Source organism: Hyalangium gracile, from assembly GCF_020103725.1.
Taxonomy (GTDB): Bacteria; Myxococcota; Myxococcia; order Myxococcales; family Myxococcaceae; genus Hyalangium; species Hyalangium gracile.
Genome location: NZ_JAHXBG010000010.1, coordinates 218,100 through 240,000, shown reverse-complemented (window position 1 = coordinate 240,000; position 21,901 = coordinate 218,100). Strand labels below are relative to the sequence as shown.

Here is a 21,901-nt window from a genome sequence, read left to right as displayed (position 1 = left end):
TTCTCGCGTGGCACCTCGACTTGCAGAGTTCTTCCGCACCCACCGTGACGCCATCCTGGAGGCATGGGAGGCGGAGGTGCGTCAGCTTCCCGCCGCGCAGAGCCTGTCGCGCACCGCGCTGCGAGACCACCTGCCGCTGCTGCTGGACAGCATCGCGCGGCTGATCTCCCGCTCGCCGGAGACGGAGGTGGCCGCCGAGCTCGGCTCCGTCCCGGATGTGCATGCCCTGGAGCGGCTGGGCGAGGGGTTCGATCTGCGGCAGGTCGTCACCGAGTACCGGCTGCTGCGCCGGTGCGTGCTGCGGCTGTGGGCGGCCCAGGGCTTCACCGATACGTGGGAGGCGGTGACTCTCTTCCACGAGGCGGTGGACGAGGCCGTGGCCGCCTCGGTCAGCCGCTACATGCAGGTGCGGGAGCGCACCCTGCAGGCGCTGGACCGCATCTCCGCCGCGGCCATCGGCAGCCCGGACCTTCCTGCCTTCCTGCCGCGCCTGCTCGAGGTGCTGCGGGAGACCGTTCCGGTGGTGGACTCGGTCACCGTGCTGGTGCGAGAGGGGGACTTCCTCCGGGTGGAGAGCTCGGTGGGCATCACCTTCGAGGAGGACTTCCGCGTGCGCGTCGGAGAGGGCTTCGCCGGCGAGGCGGCCTCCTCGCGCCAGCCCACCACCGTGCGCGACGCGGCGACGGATGCCCGGGTGCTCGGTCAGGCGCTGCGCGGCAGTGGCCTGCGCGCCCTCTACGCCGTGCCGCTGCTGCTGGGCGACGAGGTGCTCGGCGTGGTGCACATGGGCAGCCGCGCCAGCCACGAGTTCTCCGACGAGGATCGGCTGCTGCTGCGCACCATGGCGGCGCGCACCACCTCGATGATTGCGCGGGCCCAGGCCCATGCCCGCGAGCAGGTGGCCCGGACCCAGGCCGAGCAGTCCATGGCCCGGCTGCGGGCGAGCGAGTCGCAGCGCGAGCGGTGGGAGGAGATCTTCACCCACCTGGGCGTGGGCGTGGCGCTGGCCCGCTCCGAGGACAACGTGCTGGAGGACGTGAACCCGGCGTTCGCGCAGATGCACGGCTACACGCGCGAGGAGCTGATCGGCCGGCCGCTGGTGGACGTCTTCGCCCCGGAGTCCCGGGCGGTGCTGGCGCGGCACGTGGCGGCGGCCAGCTCCAAGCTCCATCACGAGTACGAGTCCATGCACCTGCGCAAGGACGGCAGCCGCTTCCCCGTCCTCACGCACGTGACGGCGCTGCGGGACGCGTCCGGCAAGGTGGTGCAGCGCGCGGGCACCTTCCTGGACATCACCCAGCGGCGCACGGCGGAGCTCGAGCGCCAGCGGCTGCTGGCCGACATCGAGGCCGAGCGCTCCCGGCTGGCCACGCTGCTGGAGCAGCTGCCGGCGGGCGTCATCCTCGCCGAGGCGCCCTCGGGGCGGATGCTGATGGGCAACCGGCAGGTGGAGAGCATCCTCGGCATGCCCTTCATCCAGGCCGACCACATCGGCGAGTACTCCGCCTATCCAGGCTTCCACCTGGATGGCCGGCCCTATACGCCCGAGGAGTGGCCGCTGGCGCGCGCGCTGCTCGGCGGCGAGGTGGTGCAGGGCGAGGAGATCGAGTTCCGCCGGAGCGATCGTCAGCGCACCGCCGTGCTCTGCTCCAGCGCGCCCATCCGGGACAGGGTGGGGCAGATCGTCGCGGCGGTGGTGACGTTCGTGGACGTGACGCCGCTGCGCCGCGCCGAGGCCGCCGCGCGTCAGGCCGCCGAGTTCGGAGGCAAGCTCATCGGCATCGTCAGCCATGACCTGCGCAACCCGCTCAACGCCATCCACCTGTCCGCCACCCAGCTGCTGCACAGCGAGACGCTGTCCGCGAGGGATCAGCGCGCCGCGGCCCGCGTCGCCAAGTCCACCGACCGGATGAAGCGGATGATCTCCGAGCTGCTGGACTTCACCCGCGGGCGCCTGGGCGGCGGCATCCCCATCCACCGCACGACGGGAGACCTGCGCCAGGTGCTGCGCCAGGGCGTGGAGGAGCTGGAGGCCGCCTGGCCCGAGCGCAACGTGCGCCTGCGCGCGGAGCCCGGGCGCTACGAGGGCGAGTGGGACGCGGACCGGCTGCTGCAGGTGGTGACCAACCTGGGCAGCAACGCGCTCCAGTACAGCCCGCCGGACACGGCCATCTCCTTCCTGCTGCGGGACACCGGAGAGATGGTGGAGCTGGAGGTGCACAACGGCGGCAGCCCCATCCCCGCCGAGGCGCTGCCGCACCTGTTCGATCCGTTCCGGCGCGCCTCCTCCGAGGGAGGCGGGCTGGGGCTGGGCCTCTACATCGTCGAGCAGGTGGTGAAGGGGCACGGCGGCCGCATCGACGTGACGTCCACCGAGGAGGCGGGCACGACGTTCCGGGTCATCCTGCCCCGGATGGCGGCGACGGCCCCGGCGCTGACGGCGTCCTGAGGCGGAAGCTTCAGCGGCCAGCGGCCAGCGCGCTGCCGTGGCCCGTGCGCAGGCGCGCGATGGTGTCCATCAGCAGGTTCAGATCCAACGGCTTGGGGATGGACGCCACGATGCGCCGCGGGACGGGGCGCGTGGCGCCCGCGCCCGAGACGATGATGACCGGCAGCCCCCACAGCGACGGCTCCTCTTCCACCCGAGCCATCAGGTCCCACCCCGTCATCACCGGCATCATCAGGTCCAGCAGCACCAGGTCTGGCCGAGGCGGGCGCAGCAGCCGCTCCAGGGCCTGGAGCCCGTTGACGGCGCTCTCCACGGTGAAGCCCTCCTCGGTGAGGAACTCCTCCAGCATCTCCCGGCTGTCGTTGTGGTCCTCGACGACTAGGACGCGGAAGTGCTCCTGCATTGCGGTCCATCCCCCTGTTCACGGGCGCACGAGTTCACCCCGAAGCCTCATCCGAAGCCGGTGAAGAGTGAAGTCTTTGGATTCGGGGATGTTGTGTACTCGATGGATCAACGGCGCCGCGGGGTACCACGCAGCCTGGCCCCTCTGTGGACCGTGTGGGAGCGAGGAGCGGACCGTGGGGCAGGCTGCTCGGGCAGCAGCCGATCATGGACGGCGTCATCCGGGGCCTCCCCGGACTCCACCCGCAGGGTGACGTAGCGCAGGGTGACGAGCTCGGTGAGTACCTCGTGCCGCCCCCACGCCTGCTCGGTGTCTCGCAGGTGGTCGCGCAGGGCCCGCGAGAGGTGGGCGCACGAGGGGAAGCGGCTGGTGCGCTCCGGCGCGAGCGCACGGTGGACGATGGGGCGCAGCACCTCGGGCACCGCGCGCGTGGCGGCCTCCAGGTCCGCCACGGTGTAGCCGCGGATGCGCGCGGCCAGCTCGCGAGCGCACAGGCGGGTGGTGGCATTCTCCACCCGGCGCGGCCGGCGCTGGAGCGCGTCGAAGCGGTCGGCGCCCTCGAAGAGGTGACGGCCGGTGAGCAGCTGCAGCAGGACGATGCCCAGGGAGAACTGATCGGCGCGGCCGTCCAGCGCCAGGCGGTGGACGTGCTCGGGGGCGGCGTAGGCGAGGCTCCCCTGGACGGCGGGGCCCTCGCTGCTCACGCGCCCCTCCAGCCGGGACCAGGCGGCGCCGAAGTCCAAGAGCTTCACCTCGCCGTGCTCGCTCAGGAGGATGTTGTGGGGCGTCACATCCCGGTGGACGATGCCCAGCTGGCGCCCGTGCTCATCCAGCAGCGTGTGGGCGTGGTGCAGCGCATCGGCGATCTCCGCCACCACATGGCAGGCCAGGCCCTCCGAGAGGGGCTGCCGAGCCCGCTCGGAGGCCTCCAGCAGCGCCTCGAGCCGGTAGCCGGGCACGTGCTCCAGCACCAGGTGCGGCATGCCATCGGGGCCCTTGAGCTGCAGCGTGGTGAGGAGGTTGGGGTGGTGCAGCCGCGAGCTGACGCGGGCCTCGTCCAGCAGCCGGCGCCGAGCCTCCTCGGACACCGGGGACACGGGGCGCTTGATGACGCTGAAGCCGCCGAAGCCCTCGTCATAGCGGCGGCGGGCCAGGATGAGCTCTCCGTTGCGGGCCGGGCCCAGCTTCCGGACGAACTCATATGACGTGGGTCCGGACCGCAGCAGCACCTCGGACAGGGGGGGCTCTGAGGACAGGGACGGCATGACGGCTCTCCTGTGGCGGGGAGGACCTGGAGAGTATGGTTCGTCCGCTGGCCCGCGTCACCTATCGGGTCACCTGGGAGGGCGTGGAGGCACCACTGACTGCCTGGGCGCCGTCCTACCTGATAGGGCCTGTCTGACGCGGTGTGTCGAGGCGGCGCGGCCTAATCGGAAAATCCAGGGCTTAGACGGCGGGAAGGGCGGGGGAGACAACCCATCAAATAGGGCGCTACCTGGTAAATAGGGGTATGTGCTCCCGACGTGGCAGGTTATAACGACTCGCCTGGAGGCGAGCGCCAGCAGGCCACTCCCCTACAGCCGGCCATGTGCGCAAGGTTCGTGTGTTGAGAGCCAACCTGAAAGGTTCCACGGTCTCGTTCTCCTCGGGGCGGCGAGGTTCGCGCCGCAAGGGGCCAGCACTGCCTCAGGCGGTGCGGCGGATGGAGAAGCGGCTGGCGACGACGGTGGGCGAGTCGTCCCGGCTGGCGCGGATGCGCGCGGGGCTCACGCAGGCGGATGTGGCCGAGCGCATCGGCGTGGCCACCGAGGTGTACGGGCGGATGGAGCGCGGGAAGATGCTGCCCAGCGTGCCCACCCTGCTGCGGCTGTGCGTGGCGCTGCGCAGCGGCCCGGACGAGCTCATGGGGCTGGCGCCGCGCAACGGCTCCGGGGAGTCCCCCTGGGCCGACGAGGTGCCCTCCGGGCTGGATGACACGCCGGAGATGCGGCGGCTGCTGCGAAGCCTGCGTCGGCTGAAGCGGCCGCAGATCAAGCTGATGCACCTGGTGGCCACGGCCATCATCGCGCGCATTTGAGACGCGCCTGCTCGTCCCAGGCTCGGGCGTGCCGGGCGTGGGTGTCTGGCACGCCGCTGTGCGTTCAAGGCGCGACGAAGAGGCCGACAGGCGGCAACCGGCGCTTGTCATCCCCGCGGAGCCCCTGGCCTCATGACCCCATGCGGAAGCTGGGGATGGGACATGGCGGCTGAGCAGGTCCGAAGAGCTCTCTTCACGACTCCCGAACGGGCTTCGCCACCTGGGACGGGTCGAGGGCCCGAGCCCGCCCCCGCGTCCGGACCGCCCTCCTGCCGGTCGCATTGGCTCCGAACTGGTCTGCTTGTCATACCAGTTCGCAACCGGTCCGAGCCCAGGGCGCACCCTGGGCGAACGGGTCTGCTTGTCGTACCAGTTCGCGACCGGTTCGCGCCCAGGGCGCCTCCCTGGCCGGGGCTTTGCCTTGGCGCAGGCGGTTCCCTCCAGGGGGCAAGGCCTTCCCCGGAACTGCCCAGGCGGAGTGGGCGGGACAGGCGCGCCGGTGTGAGTCGCGCTCTCGGGTTGAGTTTGGCTCTGGGGCTGGTGCTGCTGGCTCAGGGGGCGTGGGGCGCCGGCAGTGGGCCGGCGGATGCGGGGACTCCGGACGCGGGAACGGCCACGGAGGTGGGACTGCGGCGGACGGACGCGGGCTTCGAGCTGGAGGCCGGCGGTACGGCCGATGCGGGCACGGGGCCGGCATTCCAGGCTCCCACGTTGCTGGCGGACTCGCCCGCATCCTATCCGCGGGAGCTCGCCACGGAGCAGGTGACGGGCACGGTGCGGCTGGAGCTGCTGCTGGATGAGGCGGGCGAGGTGGAGTCCGCCACGCTGGTGGAGGGGCCGCATCCGCTGCTCGATGACGCCGCGCTGCATGCGGCGATGGGGCTGCGCTTCACTCCGGCGCTGCTGGACGGCCAGCCGGTGCCGGTGCGCATCGGCTTCGAGTACCGCTTCGAGGCGCCCGCCGAGGCAGCCGTCGAGGGCGGAGACGGGGGCACGGCGCCGCGGCTTGCTCCCGTCACGCTCAAGGGCCTCGTGCGGCAGAAGGGCAACCGCCGGCCACTGCCGGGAGCGGTGCTGGTGTCGGACGCCGCGCCGGACTCGCCGGTGGAGACGGACGCGGAGGGACGCTTCGAGGCCCGCTGGCCCGCGGCCGGCCAGAAGGTGCGCGTGACGGCATCCGGGCACAAGCCCGGCACCTTCATCGAGAACCTGAGCCGGGGCGAGACGCTGGAGGTGGTCTACGGCCTGGAGCCGCTCATCATCAACCCGTACGAGACGGTGGTGCGCGGGGACCGCGAGCGCACCGAGGTGTCCCGCGTCACCCTGCGCGAGGCGGAGCTGCGCGAAGTGCCGGGCACCATGGGAGACCCGTTCCGCGTGGTGATGCTGCTGCCCGGCGTGGGCAGCATGGTGTCGGGCGTGGCGTACCCCGTGGTGCGCGGCAGCCAGCCGTCGTCCACGGGCTACTACCTGGACGGCATCCGCGTGCCCATCCTCTTCCACCTCTTCCTCGGTCCGGCGGTGGTCCACCCGGACTTCATCGACACCATCGACTTCTACCCGGGCACGCCGCCGCCCGAGTACGGACGGCTGATGGGCGGTGCCATCAACGGCCGGCTCAGCCGTCCCAACGATGACCGCGTCCACGGCAGCGCCTACGCGGACCTCATCAACGCGGGCGTCTTCCTCGAGTACCCCTTCAAGTCCACGGGCACCAACGTCTCCATCGCCGGACGCTACTCGTACACGCCGTGGATCATCTCCCTGGCGGCCAACGCCATCCAGGATCCGCCGCCGCGCGGCAGGAAGAACGACAGGCTCGTCCTGGACTTCTGGGACTACCAGGCGCGCGTGGAGCAGGACCTGGCGGGCGGCAAGCTGCGGCTGTTAGCGTTCGGCTCCTCGGACACGCTGGGCACGGAGGCCCAGGACGAGCTCGGCACCACGGCGCTGCAGAGGATCGCCTTCCACCGCCTGGACCTGCGAGACCGGCGGAGCGCGGGGCCCGGCGAGCTGGAGCTGGGCGTGACGTGGGGCGTGGATCGGCTCTCGACGGTGAGCCGCGGTCCGGAGGACGAGTCCGAGTTCGCCATCGACCAGGGGAGCCTGGCGGTCCGGGTGGGCTACGAGGCGAAGCTCGCCGAGCGCCTGTCGCTGCGCGGCGGCGCGGACGTGGACCGCAAGAGCGCGGAGGTCACCCTGCTCTCCGAGGACGATCCCTTCGACGAGTTCGAGGAGCTGGAGATCACCATGCCGGTCGCCGTGGGCCTCTTCACGGGCGCCTGGGGCGAGCTGCGGTGGCAGCCGGACGACCGGTGGACGGTGGTACCCGGGCTGCGCGTGGACAACTACCACCTGTCGGGCGGCACCAACCACGTGGCCGTGGAGCCTCGGCTCACCGCGCGCTACCAGCTGCGCGAGGACCTGACGCTCAAGGACGGCGCGGGGCTCTTCCACCAGGCGCCCACCACGCTGATCAGCCTGCCCGTGGTGGACATCGCGGGGCTGGGGCAGGGGCTGCAGGAGGCGCTCCAGTTCTCCGTGGGAGCCGAGTGGAAGGCGCCCAAGAACTTCGAGGTGGGCCTGGACTTCTACGTCAACCCGATGCTGCGCACGGTGGAGCTGACCCCCTTCGCGGACGAGACGCTCTTCGACGATGACGAGGAGGACCCCTCGTTCCCGTCGGACCCGGAGCCCATCGACAAGCCTCGGCTGACGCCCCGCCGCGAGCGGGTCAGGGCCTCGCAGATCCAGATCGACGACGAGGAGCTTCCGAGCCTGGCCAGCCACGGCATGGCGTACGGCATGGAGGTGTTGATCCGCCGCCCGCTGGGCGGCAACTGGTTCGGGTGGCTCTCGTACTCGCTGCAGCGCAGCACGCGCTACACGCGCTTCGTCCGCCATGACGAGCAGCAGAAAGCCGTGGAAGTGGTGGCGAAGGACCTGCCCTTCGTCTTCGACCAGACCCACATCCTCAACATGGTCCTCAGCTACAGGTTCTCCAACAACATCACCGTGGGCGGCGTGCTGCACTTCAACACGGGGCGCCCGGAGACGAGCGCGCTCGGGAACCAGACGCACCGCGTGGGCGTCCGGGTCGACCCGAGTGATGGCACCCCCCACACCGACTGGATTCCCGTGGATCGCGACCAGGTGGACCGGCTGCCCGCCTTCTTCCGCTTCGACGTGCGGGTGGCCAAGGCCTGGGCCTACGAGACGTTCACGCTCGAGGCCTACCTGGACATGCTCAACGTGACGATCAGCCAGGAGGTGGTGGGGTTCGACTATGTGGGCCTGGGACCCACGGGTACGCAGCTGGAGAAGCGGCCCATCGGCCTTCCCGTGGTGCTGCCCATCCTCGGGCTCAAGGGGCGCTATTGATCAAGCTCCCTTGAACGAAAGGGCTGTCGAGCCAAGAACAGCCTCTCGGCGCTGGACGGTGGGAGTGTTCGTCGCTGATCATCTTCGTGCACTCGAGCGCGGTGGAGGATCACGACTTCCCTGAAATATGGCAGGGTCCTGATCGCCGCTCCGCTCTCTCCTGTGTCCGACTCCCTGGCTCGATCGCGGTGCGCTGGGGGGTTGCATCCATGTACACGGTTCCTTCGCCAGGAAAGCGCCTGGTGGGACGGCACCATGCCGACAGCTCGACGCCGTGCCTCCTCTTCGAGGCGATGCGCGATAGCGCTGGAGATCTGCTCGCCTTCCGCTGCGTGTCGGGCAACCCGGCCGCGGAGGCCTGTGCCCGGATGGACGGGCCGGACGGGCGGCTCTCCCGGTGGGTGGAGTCTCTCGCGAGCCTGCTCGAGCTGCCGGCCTGCGCTCGGGTGGTGGAGACGGGCGAGCCCTACGTCGCCGAGCTGCACCTGCGGACGGACGTAGCCGAGAGCTGGTGGCTCGCCACCGCGGTGCAGTGGGGCGATGGCTTCGCGCTGTGGCTGCGGGACACGACCCGCGAGCGGCTGGAGGCGCGCGAGGCCCGCGAGGCGCTGGAGCGGGCCCGGGCTCGCGAGGAGCGCATGCGCGAGGAGGCCGAGTTCCGAGAGCGCTTCCTCGGCATCCTGGGCCATGATCTGCGCAACCCGCTCAACGCCATCACCCTCTCGGCGCGAGCCATGGCGCACTACGGCTCGCTCACCGCCATGCAGCAGGAGCTGGGCCAGCGCATCGAGTCGAGCGCGGCGCGCATGGCGAAGATGATCGCCGACATCCTGGACCTGACGCGGGCGCGGCGCCCGGACGGCATCCCGCTGTCGCTGTCCGCCACGTCCCTGTCCACGGTGTGCCAGCAGGTGGTGGCCGAGCTGGCGACGGCCTTCCCGAACCGGCACATCTCCTACGAGGAGGAGGGCTCCAGCGAGGGCATCTGGGATGCCGAGCGGCTGGCGCAGGTGGTGAGCAACCTGGTCGCCAACGCGCTGGAGCACGGCGGCGCGGACGTGCCGGTCTTCGTGCGCACCTACCCGCGAGGCGAGCGGCTGGCGCTGGAGGTCCACAACCCGGGCGCGCCCATCCCGGAGCACCGGCTGGCCACCATCTTCGAGCCCTTCCAGTCCGCGAGCGCCCCGGGCAAGCGCCGCCAGGGGCTGGGGCTGGGGCTCTACATCGTGAGGGAGCTCGTCCGGGCCCACGGGGGACGGGTGGCGGTCCGCTCCACCGAGGAGGAGGGCACCACCTTCACCGTGCTGCTGCCGCGGGACGCGCGCCAGGCGCTGGCCGGGCACGCCTCCGGGAACGACGCGGAGGCGCGTGCCCACGGCCGGACAGCCGAGAGCCCAAAGCCGTGAGGCCGGGGACTACTCCACCGCCTGTACCGCGGGAGCGGCGCGCAGGGTGAAGAAGGCCACCTCCGGCTCGGTGCCACGGCGCAGGTACGGCCCGCCGAAGCCGAAGCCCAGGCCCTGGTTCACATAGAGCTGGTTGCCCCGCACCGCGTAGTGCCCGCGGATGTAGGGCTGGCCGGCGCGACGGAAGAGGGCCTCGGTGAGGCCGCGCACGACGAACTGGCCACCGTGCGTGTGCCCGGAGAACTGCACCAGCCCCGCGTACGGCGGCAGCTTCTCCACCGTGGGCGGGGTGTGCGCCAGCACCAGCCGCGTGCCGGAGGTGGGCGCGCCCCGGAAGGTGGCCTCCACGTCATCCCGGCCGGTGCGCCCGTCGTCCACGCCCAGCACGCACGCGGGAGCCCCGCGCACGCTCACCGTCCGGTGCTCGTTCTGCAACACCGTGTAGCCCAGCCGCTCGAAGCCGTCGCGCAGGTAGGGCGCGTTCACCCAGTGGTCATGGTTGCCCAGCACCACGAAGACGGGGCCCTGCAGCCCGGCGAGCACCTCGCGCACGCGCGGCAGCGGCTTGGGGCTGTGCGTCACGTAGTCGCCCGTGAGGAACACCATGTCCGGCGACGAGGCGTTCACCGCCATCACCGCCCGGCGGATGCGGATGTCCGAGGTGGCCTGCCCCACGTGGATGTCCGACAGCTGCGCCACGCGCAGCCCGTGGTGCGCCGGGTGCAGCCCGGGGACATGCAGCTCGTACTCGTTGAGCGCGAAGTGGTCCCTCCAGCGCAGCCGCAGCTCGGAGCGCAGCGGATCCTCGTAGCCCCTCGCCACCACCTCGTTCCGCGCCAGCGCCAGCGTGTTGCGCCCCTGGGAGAATGGCGCCGGGCTCGCGGCGCGGTGGGCGGTGCGGCGGGAGAGTCTCAGGCGCATTCTGTTCCTTCCATCGGTGCGGGGGTGCGGTGGATTCTAGAGAACAGGTCCCACGCGGTTGAAGGTGGGGGTTTGGACCTGCTTGCCCCACGAGCATCCAGAGACCTGGCGGGAAGGAAAAACGCGAGCGGCTCCTGGAAATTCCGGCACCTACACTTCGTGCAGCTTCCCGGGCTGCCCACCGGCCGTCCGACATGGGCAGACAAAAGAAAACGGGGGAGGGCGCCTGAGCACCCTCACCCCGTTGTCCTACCGCGCTTCGCGTGAGGCTCAGTGGCCGCGCAGCACCGTGAGCCCCGCATCCGTGAGGACGTAGAGCATGGCCGGGCTCACCGTCGGATCATAGCGGAGCTCCTTCACGGTGCTGCCCGCCACGCCGTTCACCTTGCTGAGCTGCTTCTGGGCATCCATGCGCCACAGGCCGCCGCCGCCCGTGCCGATGAAGAGCGAGCCATCCTCCGTGGCCGCCAGCGACAGCACCGAGTCGGTGGGCAGCCCCGCCACCTTCACGCCGCGCCCATCGGACTTGCGCACGATGTTCAGCTGCCACAGGCCGAAGTCCCGGCTGCCCAGGTAGTAGCTGCCGTCCTTCGTCTGCTGGAAGCCGCGCCAGTAGTCGAACTCCTCCTGGCTGTTCACCTGGGGCACGTAGGTGCTGAGCCGCTCCAGGTTGAGGCTGTCGTCCACCTTGTCCCAGTCGGCCAGGTTCGGCGAGGGCGCCACCACGCCCACGTTCCAGTCGTTGCCGATGAGCACGTCGCCGTTCAGGCCGATGCCCAGCGCGTAGGACAGGCCCGTCATCTGCGTCTTGCCGACGACGTTGCCCTGGTCGTCCACCTTGGGCTTGTACCAGATGGGGTGGCGGTGGCTGTTGTACACCAGCCCCCGGATGCGGGTGACGCCGTGGTTGGTGCCGATGTACAGCTCACCCTTGTGCTGCCCGTGCATCACCTTGGTGCAGCTGAGCACCGTGCGGTCCTCGTCGAAGTGGTGATCGTTCGTGTTGCGGATGCCGACGTTCTGCGGCCCGTTGGGACGGGCGGACTTCTGCAGGTGCTCCTCGAGCACGATGGAGCCGTCCTCGGTGAGCTTCACCGCGTCCAGGTCGCCCTTCTGGTACTCCTCGTAGCGCACCGGATCGAAGCGGGTGGGGTCCGGATCATCGTAGTTGGGGTGCGAGCGCCCGTCCGGGCTGTAGATGAACGCCGGCGACAGGTCCGGCGCCGAGTAGCCCACGTAGGCCCGGCCCGCGCTGCCGCCGCAGATGACGGTGGAGCCCAGCGCCAGCTTGTCGGGCCCGAAGCCCAGCCTCGCCTGGCCGATGTTGCTCACCCACCGCGGCTGGGTGTCTCCGGGGCGCAGCACGCCGATGCGCTCGCCGTCCAGCAGCCAGATGTTGTACGCGTCATCCACGCCCACCGAGCGCACGCGGCCCAGGTTGTAGCGCTGCGTGTAGTTGACGATGGGCTCGTTGGGCCAGGGGCCCGGCCCGGCCAGCGGCGGCGGGTTGCCCGGATCCGGGATGACCGGGTCCGGCGGATTGCCCGGATCCGGGATGACCGGGTCCGGCGGGTTGCCGGGATTCGGGTTGACCGGGTCCGGTGGATTGCCCGGGTTCGGCGTCTCGGGCACCTGCGGCTCCTCCGGCGGATCCGCGAACGGCTGGATCGGCTTCTCGGACTCTCCACAGGCCCACGCCAGTGCCACTGTCACGACCGCACACGCCCCCAACAGTCTCCGTCTCACGCTCTGTTGCCTCCTCGACCGGCAGGATCAGAAGCAATCGCCGTACCGGGCCGTAGGCGGGGGTGGAGGGCCCGGGAAGGGCGGTTGGCGTCACAGGGAGGGAACGGCTTTACCCAGAAGCAGCAGGGCCCGCTCCCCCATGAGGGAAGCGGGCCCGAGTGCTCGAGGCGATCAGGGCGACTACTTCAGCGCCTTGTTCATGTCGTCGCTGGCCTCGTTGGCGCCCTCCTTCACGTCGTTGCCGACGTCCTTGGCGCCGCTCTTGATGTCGTTGCCCATCTCGCGCGTGTCATCGCGCAGCGTGCCGGAGCCGCCGGTGGCGTCGTTGGTCGCCGGAGCGTTGACCGAGTCCTTGTTCATGGACTTGTTGGCCTTGGTGCCCTTGGGGCTGGTGGCGCGCAGCTCCACCGCGACGATGTCCTGGCCCTCGAGCTGGAACTTGGCGCGGACCTGGGCGCCCTCGGGCAGCGCGTCCTTGTCCACCTTCTTGCCGTCCAGCCACACCGCCGTCTTGTCACGGATGTCGAGGTCCGCGGCCGGCAGCCCCTGACGCTCCAGGGTGATGCCCTCCATCGTCTTGTCCTTCAGCGTGCCCCGCATGGAGAAGGCCTGGGCCGTCTTGAAGGTGCCCTCGTCCTCCGTCTGGACGCCCGTCACGTCCTTGGCCGCCTTGCCAATCTTGGGGCCCACCTGGGTGGCGTCCACGCCCTCCTCCGCGTCCCGCTTCGCCTCGCGGATGGAGTCTCCCGGCTGCTGCGTGAACACCTGGGTGGCGTCGCGCTTCTTGGCCTGCTGGGCCTCCTGCTGGTTCTGGACCTTGGTGTTGGTGTCTTCCGCGAAGGCCGCAGTGCCCAGGCACAGCGCCAGCGCCGCAATGAGCTTCTTCATTCCCGAATCCCCTTGAACGGAGTGAATGAACTTCGGGGGAAACGGTGGGGAGCCTTCCTGTCCGTGCCAACCGAGTCATTCCTCACCGGGCACTCCCTGTCTGGGGAGCAGCCAGGCAGAGCAGCCAGGCAGGCGGGCGCTGCTCGGGCTACCAGAGCTTCAGCAGCCTCGGGCGGCAGACGAACTTCGGGTTGCGCAGGTCGATGACGTAGATGTCGCCGGTGGTCTCCTCGAAGCGGCCGGAGAGCACGCCCAGGCCCGCGGCGGAGGCGATGTACCAGGCGTCCTGGCCCTCCAGCTCCTTGATGTGGCGGATATAGACGACGCGGCCCTCCACGGCCCAGAGGGTGCGGATGCCGTCCTTGCGCACGCCCACGGCGTTGGCGGGCGGAGGCGTGAGCTTCGCCAGCGAGGGAGGCACCGAGTCCAGCACGTACTGGTCGAAGGCCGGGTTGCCGCTGGGCTCCACCACCTGCACCGAGCGCAGCTGGCCATCGGCCGCCTGCTGCAGCTCCAGGACGATGACGAGGTCCGGCGCGGGCTCGGCGAGCTGCTGCATGGCCTCGCCGGCCTGGAAGAAGGCGCGCATCGAGTCATGCGCGGGGTTGCCACGCGAGATGGACTCGAACCGCTCGGAGGCGGTGGGGGGCTCGCGGCCCTCGGGCCCCTGGGGCTTGCGCGGGGGCGCGGTGGTGCCGGTGGCTCCATAGCGCTGGGCCTGGTTCACGTAGGCCTGGGCGAGCCGCTGCGTGGTGCCCTTCGTGGTGAAGAGCGGAGGCTTCTCCATCTGCTTCTCCAGCGCGGAGCGAATGCCACTGAAGTACGGGTGCACCAGCCCGTTCTCCACGCGCAGCTTCGCCAGGTCATCCTCGGCCCACGTCTGCACCCGGGCGCTGACGCGGGCGTGCTCCTCGGCGGCCAGCGCCTCGGGAGTGAGGCTGGGGTCGTCCGGGTAGAGGGTCCGTCCCCGAGGGGCCTCGGCCATCCCCGGCGGCAGGCTCCAGCCTCCCGAGGGCGTGGAGGGCAGGAGCGAAGGGTGCTGCTGCTGCTCCGCGAGCGGCGCGTCGGGAGGAGGAACCGTCTGGGCAGCAGGCGGGGGAGCGGGGGCCTGCTGCGCGGTCTGCTCGGGTGCCGAGGAAGGCGGGGACTCCTCGGGGCGAGCGGGCGCGGAGGGCTGCGGCTCTGCGGGTGGGGGAGGGCGGGGCGCGGGCCGGGGATGCTCGGGCCGAGCCGGGGCGGAGGGCGGTGGCGGCGGTGTGGGAGCAGGGGCCGGGGACGCCTCCGGAGGAGCGGAGAGGATCTCCACCACGAGCGGAGGCGGGGCCGGCGGTGCCTGCTCCGGGGGTACGGGCTCATGCACCCAGAGCACGGCCAGCAGGGCCGCGTGGAGCAGGACCGAGACGAGCCCGGCCCATCTGAGGCGTGAGCGCCGCACGGCTCCACGCTCCCAGAAAGAGCGGGAGCGCTCAACTCCGGGCCGTCAGCGGGTGGACAGCCGTGGCCGCGCCGGCCACCTCGGCACTCAGTCGCAGCGGTCGCACAGGCCGCGCAGGTGGACCTCGACCGCGCGGGAGATGAGGGCCTTGGGCGCGCCCTTGGCGGGGGTGATGCGGACGGACTCCTCGGGCAGGCAGGAGACCGTGCCGCAGTCGGTGCACGTGAAGTGCGGGTGGGTGCCGGAGTGCGCCTTGGTGGCCCGCTTCAGCTCGAAGCGCCACACGTGGTCGCCCAGGTCGGCGCGCACCACGAGCCCGGCCTCGGTGAGGTCCGTCAGGTTGCGGTAGATGGTGACGCGGTCATAGCCCTCGTCCCCCAGGGACTCGACCAGGTCGGCGTGGCTCAGCGGCGCGGTGGCGGCCTCCAGCTCTCGCAGCACGGCCACGCGAGGCGCGGTGCTGCGCAGGCCCGCGTTGCGAATCTTCTCCTGGAAGTCGGCGAGCTTCGGCTGGGCGGTGCCCTTCTTTTCACCCATGGCCAGTCGCATAGCGGATCTCCCCGGCACTTTCACGTGCCTGGCCGGGGAGTCGCTCGGGACCCCCCGGGTTGTGCTCCTCCGGGCCGCCGGGTGCGACCTGACTCGGGACTTCGAGGAGACCTTTCGTACGGAAGCGCTCATGTAGCTCGATTTCATTAGAACCCAGGGTGCGATAACCCGATCGGATCCTACCTGTCCAGTGGGCGCCAGGCGGAGTGAGCGGGCTGACCCTTGGACCCTGCTGGCCCGGAAGCGGCCACGCAAAGCAACGGGGCCGCCCCTGCCCGGCATGCGGGAAGGCGACGGCCCCGTTCACTTCGGGTGTGGTTTCGAGCGCTCTAGAACTGGTTCCAGAGGTACTGGTTGGTGACCTCGTGGTGGAACTGGATCTCCGCGGCCTTCACGCGGGTACCCAGCTGCTTGGGGCAGCGCTCGGCCGAGGCGAGCTTCAGCTCGGCGAACTTGCCCTGCACGTTCTCACCCAGCGTCTGGGCGACGAACTGGCTGCCCTTGAACAGGCGCACGGCGTCGAAGATGTTGTCGGGCAGGAAGCGGGTGCGGCTGCGCTTGGTCTCCGCGTCCTCCTGCGGCTGCGGGCCCTCGAGGCCGGTGCGCAGCAGGGCGTAGAGCACCATGTACGGGTTGGCGTCCGGGGCCACCGAGCGGCACTCGACGCGCGCGCTGCGCTCGTTGCCGAAGGGGATGCGCACCATGGCGCCGCGGTTGTTGGGGCTGGCCTTGATCTGGTTGGGCGCCTCGTAGTGCGGATCCAACCGGCGGTACGCGTTCACGCTCGAGTTGAGCACCAGGCAGATGTCGTTGGCGTTGTTGAGGATGCGGTCGATGAAGTCCCAGCCCATCGCGCTCAGGCCGTCCTGGCCGTTCTTGTCGTAGAACAGGTTCTTGCCGCCCTTGGACAGCGACATGTTCATATGCATGCCGTTGCCGTTGACGCCCGTCACCGGCTTGGGCAGGAAGCTGGCCGTCAGGCCCATCTGCGCGGCCACCTGGCGGCACAGCAGCTTGTAGAGCTGGATCTGATCGGCGGCGATGAGCGCCTCGCTGTACGAGAAGTTCATCTCGAACTGGCTGGGCGCCACCTCCGGGTGGTCCTTCTCGTTCTGGAAGCCCATGGCGCGCTGGGCCTCGGCGGCCTTGTCGATGAAGGCGCGCAGCGCGTCACCCGGCAGCGAGTGGTAGTAGCCGCCGGTGGAGACGAACTCCAGCGTGCCCGTCTCGTGGTAGTGGCGCTCGGCGTCGCGCCCCTTGAAGAGGAAGCCCTCAATCTCGGGCGCGGCGTGGAACACCGTGCCGTCCTTCTGGTACATCTGCTCGGTGATCTTCTTGAGCAGGCCGCGCATGTCCGAGTGGTAGGGCGAGCCGTCGCGCTCGAGCACCTCGCTGAACATCAGCACCTTGCCGGGGCCGAAGATGTCCGAGGGCAGCCAGTAGAAGGACGCCCAGTCCAGGTTGAGGCGCAGGTCACTCTCGGCCTGCGCCGAGAAGCCGCGGATGGACGAGCCGTCGAAGGTGAGGTTGTCCGAGCTCTTGAGCAGGAACTTCTTGTCGTAGTCCAGCATGTGCAGCCGACCCTCGAGGTCGGTGAAGCACACGGTGACCGCCTTGATGCGCTTCTCGTCGGTCAGGTACTTGATGCGCTCCTCGCGCAGCTTGTCGGGAGACTCGCGCCGCAGACGCTGCTCCTTCACGCGGAGGTTCATCGCCTCCAGCTCGTCGTACGGAATCTCGAGGAAGTCCCGCAGCCCCTTCGTCTCCATGTGTGTGTGCCTCCAGGCAGCCACCCCGGGATGTTCCAGCTCGGGGGGCAAAATTCTGAGGGCCCATGTATTTGCACTTCATGGCCCGGAATCAAGGCTAAACTCGCGGAGACTTATTATAAACGTTCGCCCTTTTGGACTGTAGGGCTGCATCCGACCTGACCTGACCCGCGCCAGGGCACGGGCCCGGTGGGTAGTGGACAGAGTGCGCCCGGAGAGGCCGCTGGCTCGCCTGCTCTGCGGGCAGGGGAGCGTGGAGTCTGGCGGGAGAAGAGCGCCTCCAGCCGGGCGAGACTTCCACGCGAGGACGCGGGAGGCCTGGGGCGCCGCGCTGGAGCCGCACCTGCCCTTCTTCGGGCAGGAGGGGCTGGAAGGAGCGCTGCGCCAGGTCACCGCGGCGCTGGTGCGCGCGGAGCGGGAGCTGCGGCGGGTGATCGAGCTGGCGCGGCGGGTGGCGCAGGTGGACTCCACCGTGCTCATCACGGGCGAGAGTGGGGTCGGCAAGGAGCGGGTGGCGCGGCTCATCCACGAGGAGTCCTCGCGGGCGTCCGGGCCGTTCCTGGCCATCAACTGCGCGGCGCTCTCGGAGACGCTGCTGGAGAGCGAGCTCTTCGGCCATGCGCGCGGAGCGTTCACGGGCGCGGTGCGCGACCGGCCCGGGCTGCTCGAGGCGGCCAGCGGAGGGACGCTGTTGCTGGGCGACAGCTCGGCATCGGCGCCGCCACGCTCTACCGGAAGCTGAAGCGCTACGGCGCCCTGGCACGAGACAGTCGGGGGGAAACAGCGCCGCGCCGGAGCTGAGCTCCCCCTCCCACTGAGCCGTCATCGCACACGGGCGACGCGCTCCGGGCGCTTTCTGTGCGAACTGGTCTGCTTGTCATACCAGTTCGCTGGCTGTTCGGCGCCTGGGTGGAGGACCGAGCGACTAGCATGGACGTTTCGATTCCATGGTGACCAGGCCTGCCATGCACAAATCTTTCCCTCATGACCCCGTGGTGGCTCCCGCGTCGGCCGGAATGGATCCAGCGAGGCTCGAGCGCGCGCTCGGACTCTTCCGCGCGCAGCAGGCCCGTGGTGCCTTTCCGGGAGGGCAGCTGGTGGTGCGCCGGGCAGGACACTGCGTCGCCAACCTCGCGGTGGGGCTCGCACGAGGCTTCCGGCAGGAGGTCGCGGAGGCCGTCGTCACGCCCGAGACGCGCTTCAATGTCTTCTCCGCGAGCAAGCCGCTGGTGGCGCTCGCCATCGCACGGCTGGAGGAGGCGGGGCAGGTGGAGCTCTCGGCTCCGGTGGCGCGGTACTTTCCGGAGTTCGCGGCCCACGGCAAGGACGCCATCACCCTGCTCGATGTCCTGACGCACCGCGGGGGTGTGCTCCTGCCTGATTTCATCCAGTCCTGGGAGAAGTGGGGAGACTGGGACGCGGTGGTGGACGCCCTGGTGCGGGCCGTTCCTCGCTACAGACGTGGGACCCTGGCGTACCACCCCAACGAGTTCGGATGGATCCTCGCCGAGGTCGTCCGGCGCGTGACGGGGCAGCCACTGCCGGCTCTCTGCGAACGCGAGCTGCTCGCTCCGGCGGGCGTGGTGGGTATGCGCTTCCAGGGAAGAGCCGAGGAGGCATCGCAGGTGGCCCGCAGCTACTGGGTAGGCTCCCGCGCCGTGCGCGTGCACGAGGTGGACGTCAGCGCCCAGCTCGAGACGGTCTACAACGCGCCGCAGGTGCTGACGGCCTTCGTCCCTGGCGCGAGCTTATGGACGGATGCCGCGCATCTCGCCGCCCTCTATGAACTGCTCGTCAGCGGAGGCGTCGCTCGTGGGGGGCAGCGACTCCTGGCTGAGAGCACCGTGCGTGCCTATACCGCGCGAGCTGTCTTCGGCCTCGATCGCAGCAACCGGCTTCCGTTCTCGGCGGGGCGTGGGTTCCTGGTTGGCACGCCCTGGCCCTCGTTCTACGGAGCATGGGCTACGAGCTCCTGCTTCGGGCATGCCGGTGCGTTCTGCACGCTCGGCTTCGGCGACCACGCCACGGGTCTGGCGGTGGGCATCATCACGAACGGGAACGCAGGGCCGGGAGACTTCCTGAACCGCTTCCGCCCGCTCGTCAGCGCCTTGCGGCGTGCCTGTGTGCATCCAGTGAAGAGCACAGGTTGAGGAACCTCTACGCCCCTGCTGTCGCTCCCCGCCGCAAGCGGCAGCCCACGTCGGACCCCGCCGACTCCCGATAGTCCGGTGGACCGTCGTTGAAGAGGTGGCCCTGTCGCGCGCGACCAGACCGAACTGGTCTGCTTGTCATACCAGTTCGGTCCGGGTTCGGCCCGACAGGGGGCATTGGCCGACCTGCCTGATGGGGTTCAGGGACAGGCGTCCGGGCCCCACTGGAGCGTGCCCGAGCGTGAGTCCGTCGCGCGGGCCTGCGCCTCCGTCACCACGGCCGCGGTGAGTCGCACCGCCTTGCCCAGGGTCGGCTCCGGAGTCGGGACCACCAGGAGCAGGCCTGGCAGCTCCTCGGGCGCGTTCGGATCCTCCTCCTGCGCGAAGACTCAGCTCCGGTGGCGCGGGAGGCTCGTCCTCGCCGCACCCGGCCAGGAGCCAACCCAGCGCGAGCACGCGCATCCCATTCCTGGCACCTCCCCAGAGCACGCGACCGCGAGAAGCGAAGGTGATGCGTGGGTTCAGCCCTCCATCTTCGTTCCGCCGGGGCGCCACCGCGACTTCGCCCAGGGACCAGGCGAGGTGGCGCTCCAATCTCCGGTGCCGTGCGCAATTTGAATTGCAACTTTGAACATCCGCCGGAATGGCGTCTTGACTGTGCGGCCTCGATGCCGAGACTGCGATCTCTTCCATCCTGGAAGAGGGCTTCCCAACTTTGCCCGAGCAGCCAGCGCGTACACCTCGATGAAGCCCCTCATCCTCCTCATTTCGGGCTCGCCCCATGTCCGAGCCCTCCAGACGCTGGCGCTGGAGAGCCAGGGCTGGCAGGTCCATGAGGCGGACTCCGTCTCGGCCATCACCTCGTGGGGACCCCGGCCCGACGCCATCGTGCTCGAGGCGAGCGCGCCCCTGGAGGGCCTGGCCTCCGAGGATGCACCGCGTCGTGCGCTGGAGGCCCTGGGCGCACCCCTGCTCGTGATTGCCTCCGCCGCCGAGCAGGAGCGGCTGTCCCGTCAGAAGCTCCGGGCCGTCTTCCTGGGCCACCCGCTCTCCCTCGGCGCCCTGGTGGCCGCCGTCCGCGCCACCCTGCCGCCCGAAGCCCAGACTCCCGATGGCGTGCACCGCCCGACCCTCCTCGTGGCCGATGACGACCCCGTCTCCCGCAAGCTGCTCCTGCTGCTGCTCGCGCCCTTCCACTTCGACGTGGTGATGGCCACCGATGGGCTGTCCGCCCTGGAGGTGGCTCGCAGGAGGCGGCCGGACGCGGTGCTCGCGGATGTGCTGATGCCCGGAATGGATGGCTTCCGGCTGTGTCTGGCCCTCCGCAAGGAGCCGCGCCTGGCCCACGTGCCCGTCCTCCTCACGCACATCGGTGCGCCGGATGAGCTGGACCTGCGCATGGCCCAGAACGTGGGCGCCAACGGCTTCGTGCGCCGCTCCCAGGACGGAGACGAGATCATCGGCGCGCTCCTGCGTGAGCTGCGCCACGGCGGCTCCGTCTCCGTCGCCTCGGACCAGAGCCCCTCCGTCGACGAGCACCTGCACGGCATGGTGCGGCGGCTCGAGCGTCAGGTGGGTCTGCTCACCCAGGCCGAGCGCGCCGTCAGCGAGAGCGAGGAGCGCTACCGCCTCATCGTCGCCGGGTCCTTCGATGGCGTCTGGGACTGGGATCTCCGACGCCGCTCGTTCTGGTGCAGCCCGCGCCTGCTGGAGATGCTCGGCCTGGCGCCGGACGCCTTCCCGGGCACCTATGAAGCCTTCGTGGAGCGGCTGCACCTGGAGGACCGCGACACGGTGGTGAACGCCCTGTCGTCCCACCTGGAGCAGGCCGCTCCCTATGATGTCTCCTTCCGGCTGCGCCATGCCGACGGCGGCTACCGCTCCTGCGTGAGCCGGGGCCGCGCCCTGCGCGACGCCGCGGGACGGCCGGTGCGCATGGCCGGCATCATCGACGACGTCACCGAGCGGCTGCGCCTGCTGCGCGAGACGCAGGAGGCGGTCCGCACGCGCGACGAGTTCCTCAGCGTGGCGGCCCACGAGCTGCGCACGCCCCTCACCGCGCTGCGGCTGCGGCTCCAGGGCGTGACGACGACGCTGAACGAGGACAGGCCCTGGTCGCCCGAGAGCATCACCCAGGCGCTCGGCTCCGCGGACCGGCAGGTGGAGCGGCTCGCCAGCCTCGTGGACACGCTGCTGGACGTGTCCCAGCTCCACCAGGCGCCGCGGCTGGAACTGGAGGACGTGGACCTGGCCGTGGTGGTGCGCGAGGCGGTGTCCCGCTCGGAGCAGGAGGCCTCCCGCGCCGGCTGTCACCTCGTGCTGCGCCCGATGCCGAGCACGCCGGGGCGCTGGGATCGCGTCCGCATGGCGCAGGTGGTGAAGCACCTGCTGGCCAACGCGATGAAGTTCGGCCCGGGCAAGCCCGTGGAGGTGGCGCTCGAGTCCCAGTCCGAAACGGCGGTGCTGCAGGTGCGCGACCACGGCATCGGCATTGCCCCCGAGCGCGTGGAGGGGCTCTTCCAGCGCTTCGAGCGCGCCGTGTCGGCCCGCCACTACGGAGGCCTGGGGCTGGGGCTCTACCGGGTGCGCCGCATCGTCGAGGCCCATGGCGGCGCGGTGACGGTGGACAGCGTGCCGGGCCAGGGCGCCACCTTCCGCGTCCTCCTGCCTCGGGCCGGCGTCGCCGTCCACGCGAGCGCCAGGCCCGCGCAGGCGTGAGCCCGCTGC

General features: G+C 70.5%; 15 protein-coding genes and 1 pseudogene. 7 read left to right on the top strand and 9 right to left on the bottom strand.

Features of this window, described 5'->3' with window-relative positions:
* Nucleotides 1–7: 7 nt before the first annotated feature.
* Nucleotides 8–2,449 carry a PAS domain S-box protein gene (locus KY572_RS22055; protein WP_224244886.1) on the top strand — a complete coding sequence of 814 codons (2,442 nt, stop codon included), beginning with the start codon at nt 8–10 and terminating at the stop codon, nt 2,447–2,449.
* Between the two features lie 10 nt (nt 2,450–2,459).
* Here KY572_RS22055 and KY572_RS22050 read toward each other — a convergent pair whose 3' ends face one another.
* Entirely contained in the window at nt 2,460–2,852 is a 393-nt protein-coding gene (locus tag KY572_RS22050) for a response regulator (protein WP_224244885.1), read from the bottom strand.
* Nucleotides 2,853–2,959: 107 nt separating this feature from the next.
* Nucleotides 2,960–4,117: a serine/threonine protein kinase gene (locus tag KY572_RS22045; protein ID WP_224244884.1), complete on the bottom strand. Its 1,158-nt coding sequence runs from the start codon at nt 4,115–4,117 to the stop codon at nt 2,960–2,962.
* 437 nt (nt 4,118–4,554) lie between these two features.
* On the opposite strand from KY572_RS22045, the gene KY572_RS22040 reads away from it, so the two are divergent.
* The 3 genes from KY572_RS22040 (at nt 4,555) to KY572_RS22030 (ending at nt 9,716) form a co-directional block, all read left to right on the top strand.
* On the top strand, nt 4,555–4,929 hold the full coding sequence (locus KY572_RS22040) for a helix-turn-helix transcriptional regulator (protein WP_224244883.1): 375 nt from the start codon (nt 4,555–4,557) through the stop codon (nt 4,927–4,929).
* Between the two features lie 519 nt (nt 4,930–5,448).
* A complete protein-coding gene (locus KY572_RS22035) occupies nt 5,449–8,310 on the top strand; it encodes a TonB family protein (protein ID WP_407659986.1) in 2,862 nt (953 codons plus the stop codon).
* Nucleotides 8,311–8,603: 293 nt separating this feature from the next.
* Complete coding sequence (locus KY572_RS22030; protein WP_224244882.1) at nt 8,604–9,716, top strand: sensor histidine kinase; 1,113 nt, start codon at nt 8,604–8,606, stop codon at nt 9,714–9,716.
* A gap of 9 nt (nt 9,717–9,725) precedes the next feature.
* Here KY572_RS22030 and KY572_RS22025 read toward each other — a convergent pair whose 3' ends face one another.
* From KY572_RS22025 to KY572_RS22000, 6 genes are all read right to left on the bottom strand, one after another.
* Nucleotides 9,726–10,637 (bottom strand): metallophosphoesterase, encoded by a 912-nt coding sequence (locus KY572_RS22025; RefSeq protein WP_224244881.1) that lies wholly within the window; start codon nt 10,635–10,637, stop codon nt 9,726–9,728.
* Between the two features lie 270 nt (nt 10,638–10,907).
* Entirely contained in the window at nt 10,908–12,350 is a 1,443-nt protein-coding gene (locus tag KY572_RS22020) for a hypothetical protein (protein WP_224244880.1), read from the bottom strand.
* Nucleotides 12,351–12,563: 213 nt separating this feature from the next.
* Nucleotides 12,564–13,271 (bottom strand): hypothetical protein, encoded by a 708-nt coding sequence (locus tag KY572_RS22015; protein ID WP_224244879.1) that lies wholly within the window; start codon nt 13,269–13,271, stop codon nt 12,564–12,566.
* A gap of 148 nt (nt 13,272–13,419) precedes the next feature.
* Entirely contained in the window at nt 13,420–14,706 is a 1,287-nt protein-coding gene (locus KY572_RS22010) for an energy transducer TonB (protein ID WP_224244878.1), read from the bottom strand.
* Nucleotides 14,707–14,793: 87 nt separating this feature from the next.
* A complete protein-coding gene (locus KY572_RS22005; protein WP_224245026.1) occupies nt 14,794–15,243 on the bottom strand; it encodes a Fur family transcriptional regulator in 450 nt (149 codons plus the stop codon).
* A gap of 341 nt (nt 15,244–15,584) precedes the next feature.
* Nucleotides 15,585–17,024, bottom strand: a complete 1,440-nt coding sequence (locus tag KY572_RS22000; protein ID WP_224244877.1) for a glutamine synthetase family protein — start codon at nt 17,022–17,024, stop codon at nt 15,585–15,587.
* Nucleotides 17,025–17,328: 304 nt separating this feature from the next.
* Here KY572_RS22000 and KY572_RS21995 point away from each other — a divergent pair.
* Both KY572_RS21995 and KY572_RS21990 read left to right on the top strand, forming a co-directional pair.
* Nucleotides 17,329–17,748 (top strand): annotated as a pseudogene (locus KY572_RS21995) (sigma 54-interacting transcriptional regulator); the annotation flags it as partial.
* Between the two features lie 241 nt (nt 17,749–17,989).
* Nucleotides 17,990–19,174 (top strand): serine hydrolase domain-containing protein, encoded by a 1,185-nt coding sequence (locus KY572_RS21990; protein WP_224244876.1) that lies wholly within the window; start codon nt 17,990–17,992, stop codon nt 19,172–19,174.
* Nucleotides 19,175–19,374: 200 nt separating this feature from the next.
* Here KY572_RS21990 and KY572_RS47305 read toward each other — a convergent pair whose 3' ends face one another.
* Nucleotides 19,375–19,506 carry a hypothetical protein gene (locus KY572_RS47305; protein ID WP_263451880.1) on the bottom strand — a complete coding sequence of 44 codons (132 nt, stop codon included), beginning with the start codon at nt 19,504–19,506 and terminating at the stop codon, nt 19,375–19,377.
* Between the two features lie 412 nt (nt 19,507–19,918).
* Between KY572_RS47305 and KY572_RS21985 the strand changes: the two genes are divergently transcribed.
* Entirely contained in the window at nt 19,919–21,892 is a 1,974-nt protein-coding gene (locus tag KY572_RS21985; RefSeq protein WP_224244875.1) for a hybrid sensor histidine kinase/response regulator, read from the top strand.
* Nucleotides 21,893–21,901 lie beyond the last annotated feature (9 nt).

Excerpts from the sequence above, each read along its gene's own strand:
- KY572_RS22050 (WP_224244885.1), bottom strand. The coding sequence starts at position 2,852 with ATGCAGGAGCACTTCCGCGTCCTAGTCGTCGAGGACCACAACGACAGC.
- KY572_RS22045 (WP_224244884.1), bottom strand. The coding sequence starts at position 4,117 with ATGCCGTCCCTGTCCTCAGAGCCCCCCCTGTCCGAGGTGCTGCTGCGG.
- KY572_RS22040 (WP_224244883.1), top strand. The coding sequence starts at position 4,555 with ATGGAGAAGCGGCTGGCGACGACGGTGGGCGAGTCGTCCCGGCTGGCG.
- KY572_RS22030 (WP_224244882.1), top strand. The coding sequence starts at position 8,604 with ATGCGCGATAGCGCTGGAGATCTGCTCGCCTTCCGCTGCGTGTCGGGC.
- KY572_RS22025 (WP_224244881.1), bottom strand. The coding sequence starts at position 10,637 with ATGCGCCTGAGACTCTCCCGCCGCACCGCCCACCGCGCCGCGAGCCCG.
- KY572_RS22015 (WP_224244879.1), bottom strand. The coding sequence starts at position 13,271 with ATGAAGAAGCTCATTGCGGCGCTGGCGCTGTGCCTGGGCACTGCGGCC.
- KY572_RS22005 (WP_224245026.1), bottom strand. The coding sequence starts at position 15,243 with ATGGGTGAAAAGAAGGGCACCGCCCAGCCGAAGCTCGCCGACTTCCAG.
- KY572_RS22000 (WP_224244877.1), bottom strand. The coding sequence starts at position 17,024 with ATGGAGACGAAGGGGCTGCGGGACTTCCTCGAGATTCCGTACGACGAG.
- KY572_RS21990 (WP_224244876.1), top strand. The coding sequence starts at position 17,990 with ATGCACAAATCTTTCCCTCATGACCCCGTGGTGGCTCCCGCGTCGGCC.
- KY572_RS21985 (WP_224244875.1), top strand. The coding sequence starts at position 19,919 with ATGAAGCCCCTCATCCTCCTCATTTCGGGCTCGCCCCATGTCCGAGCC.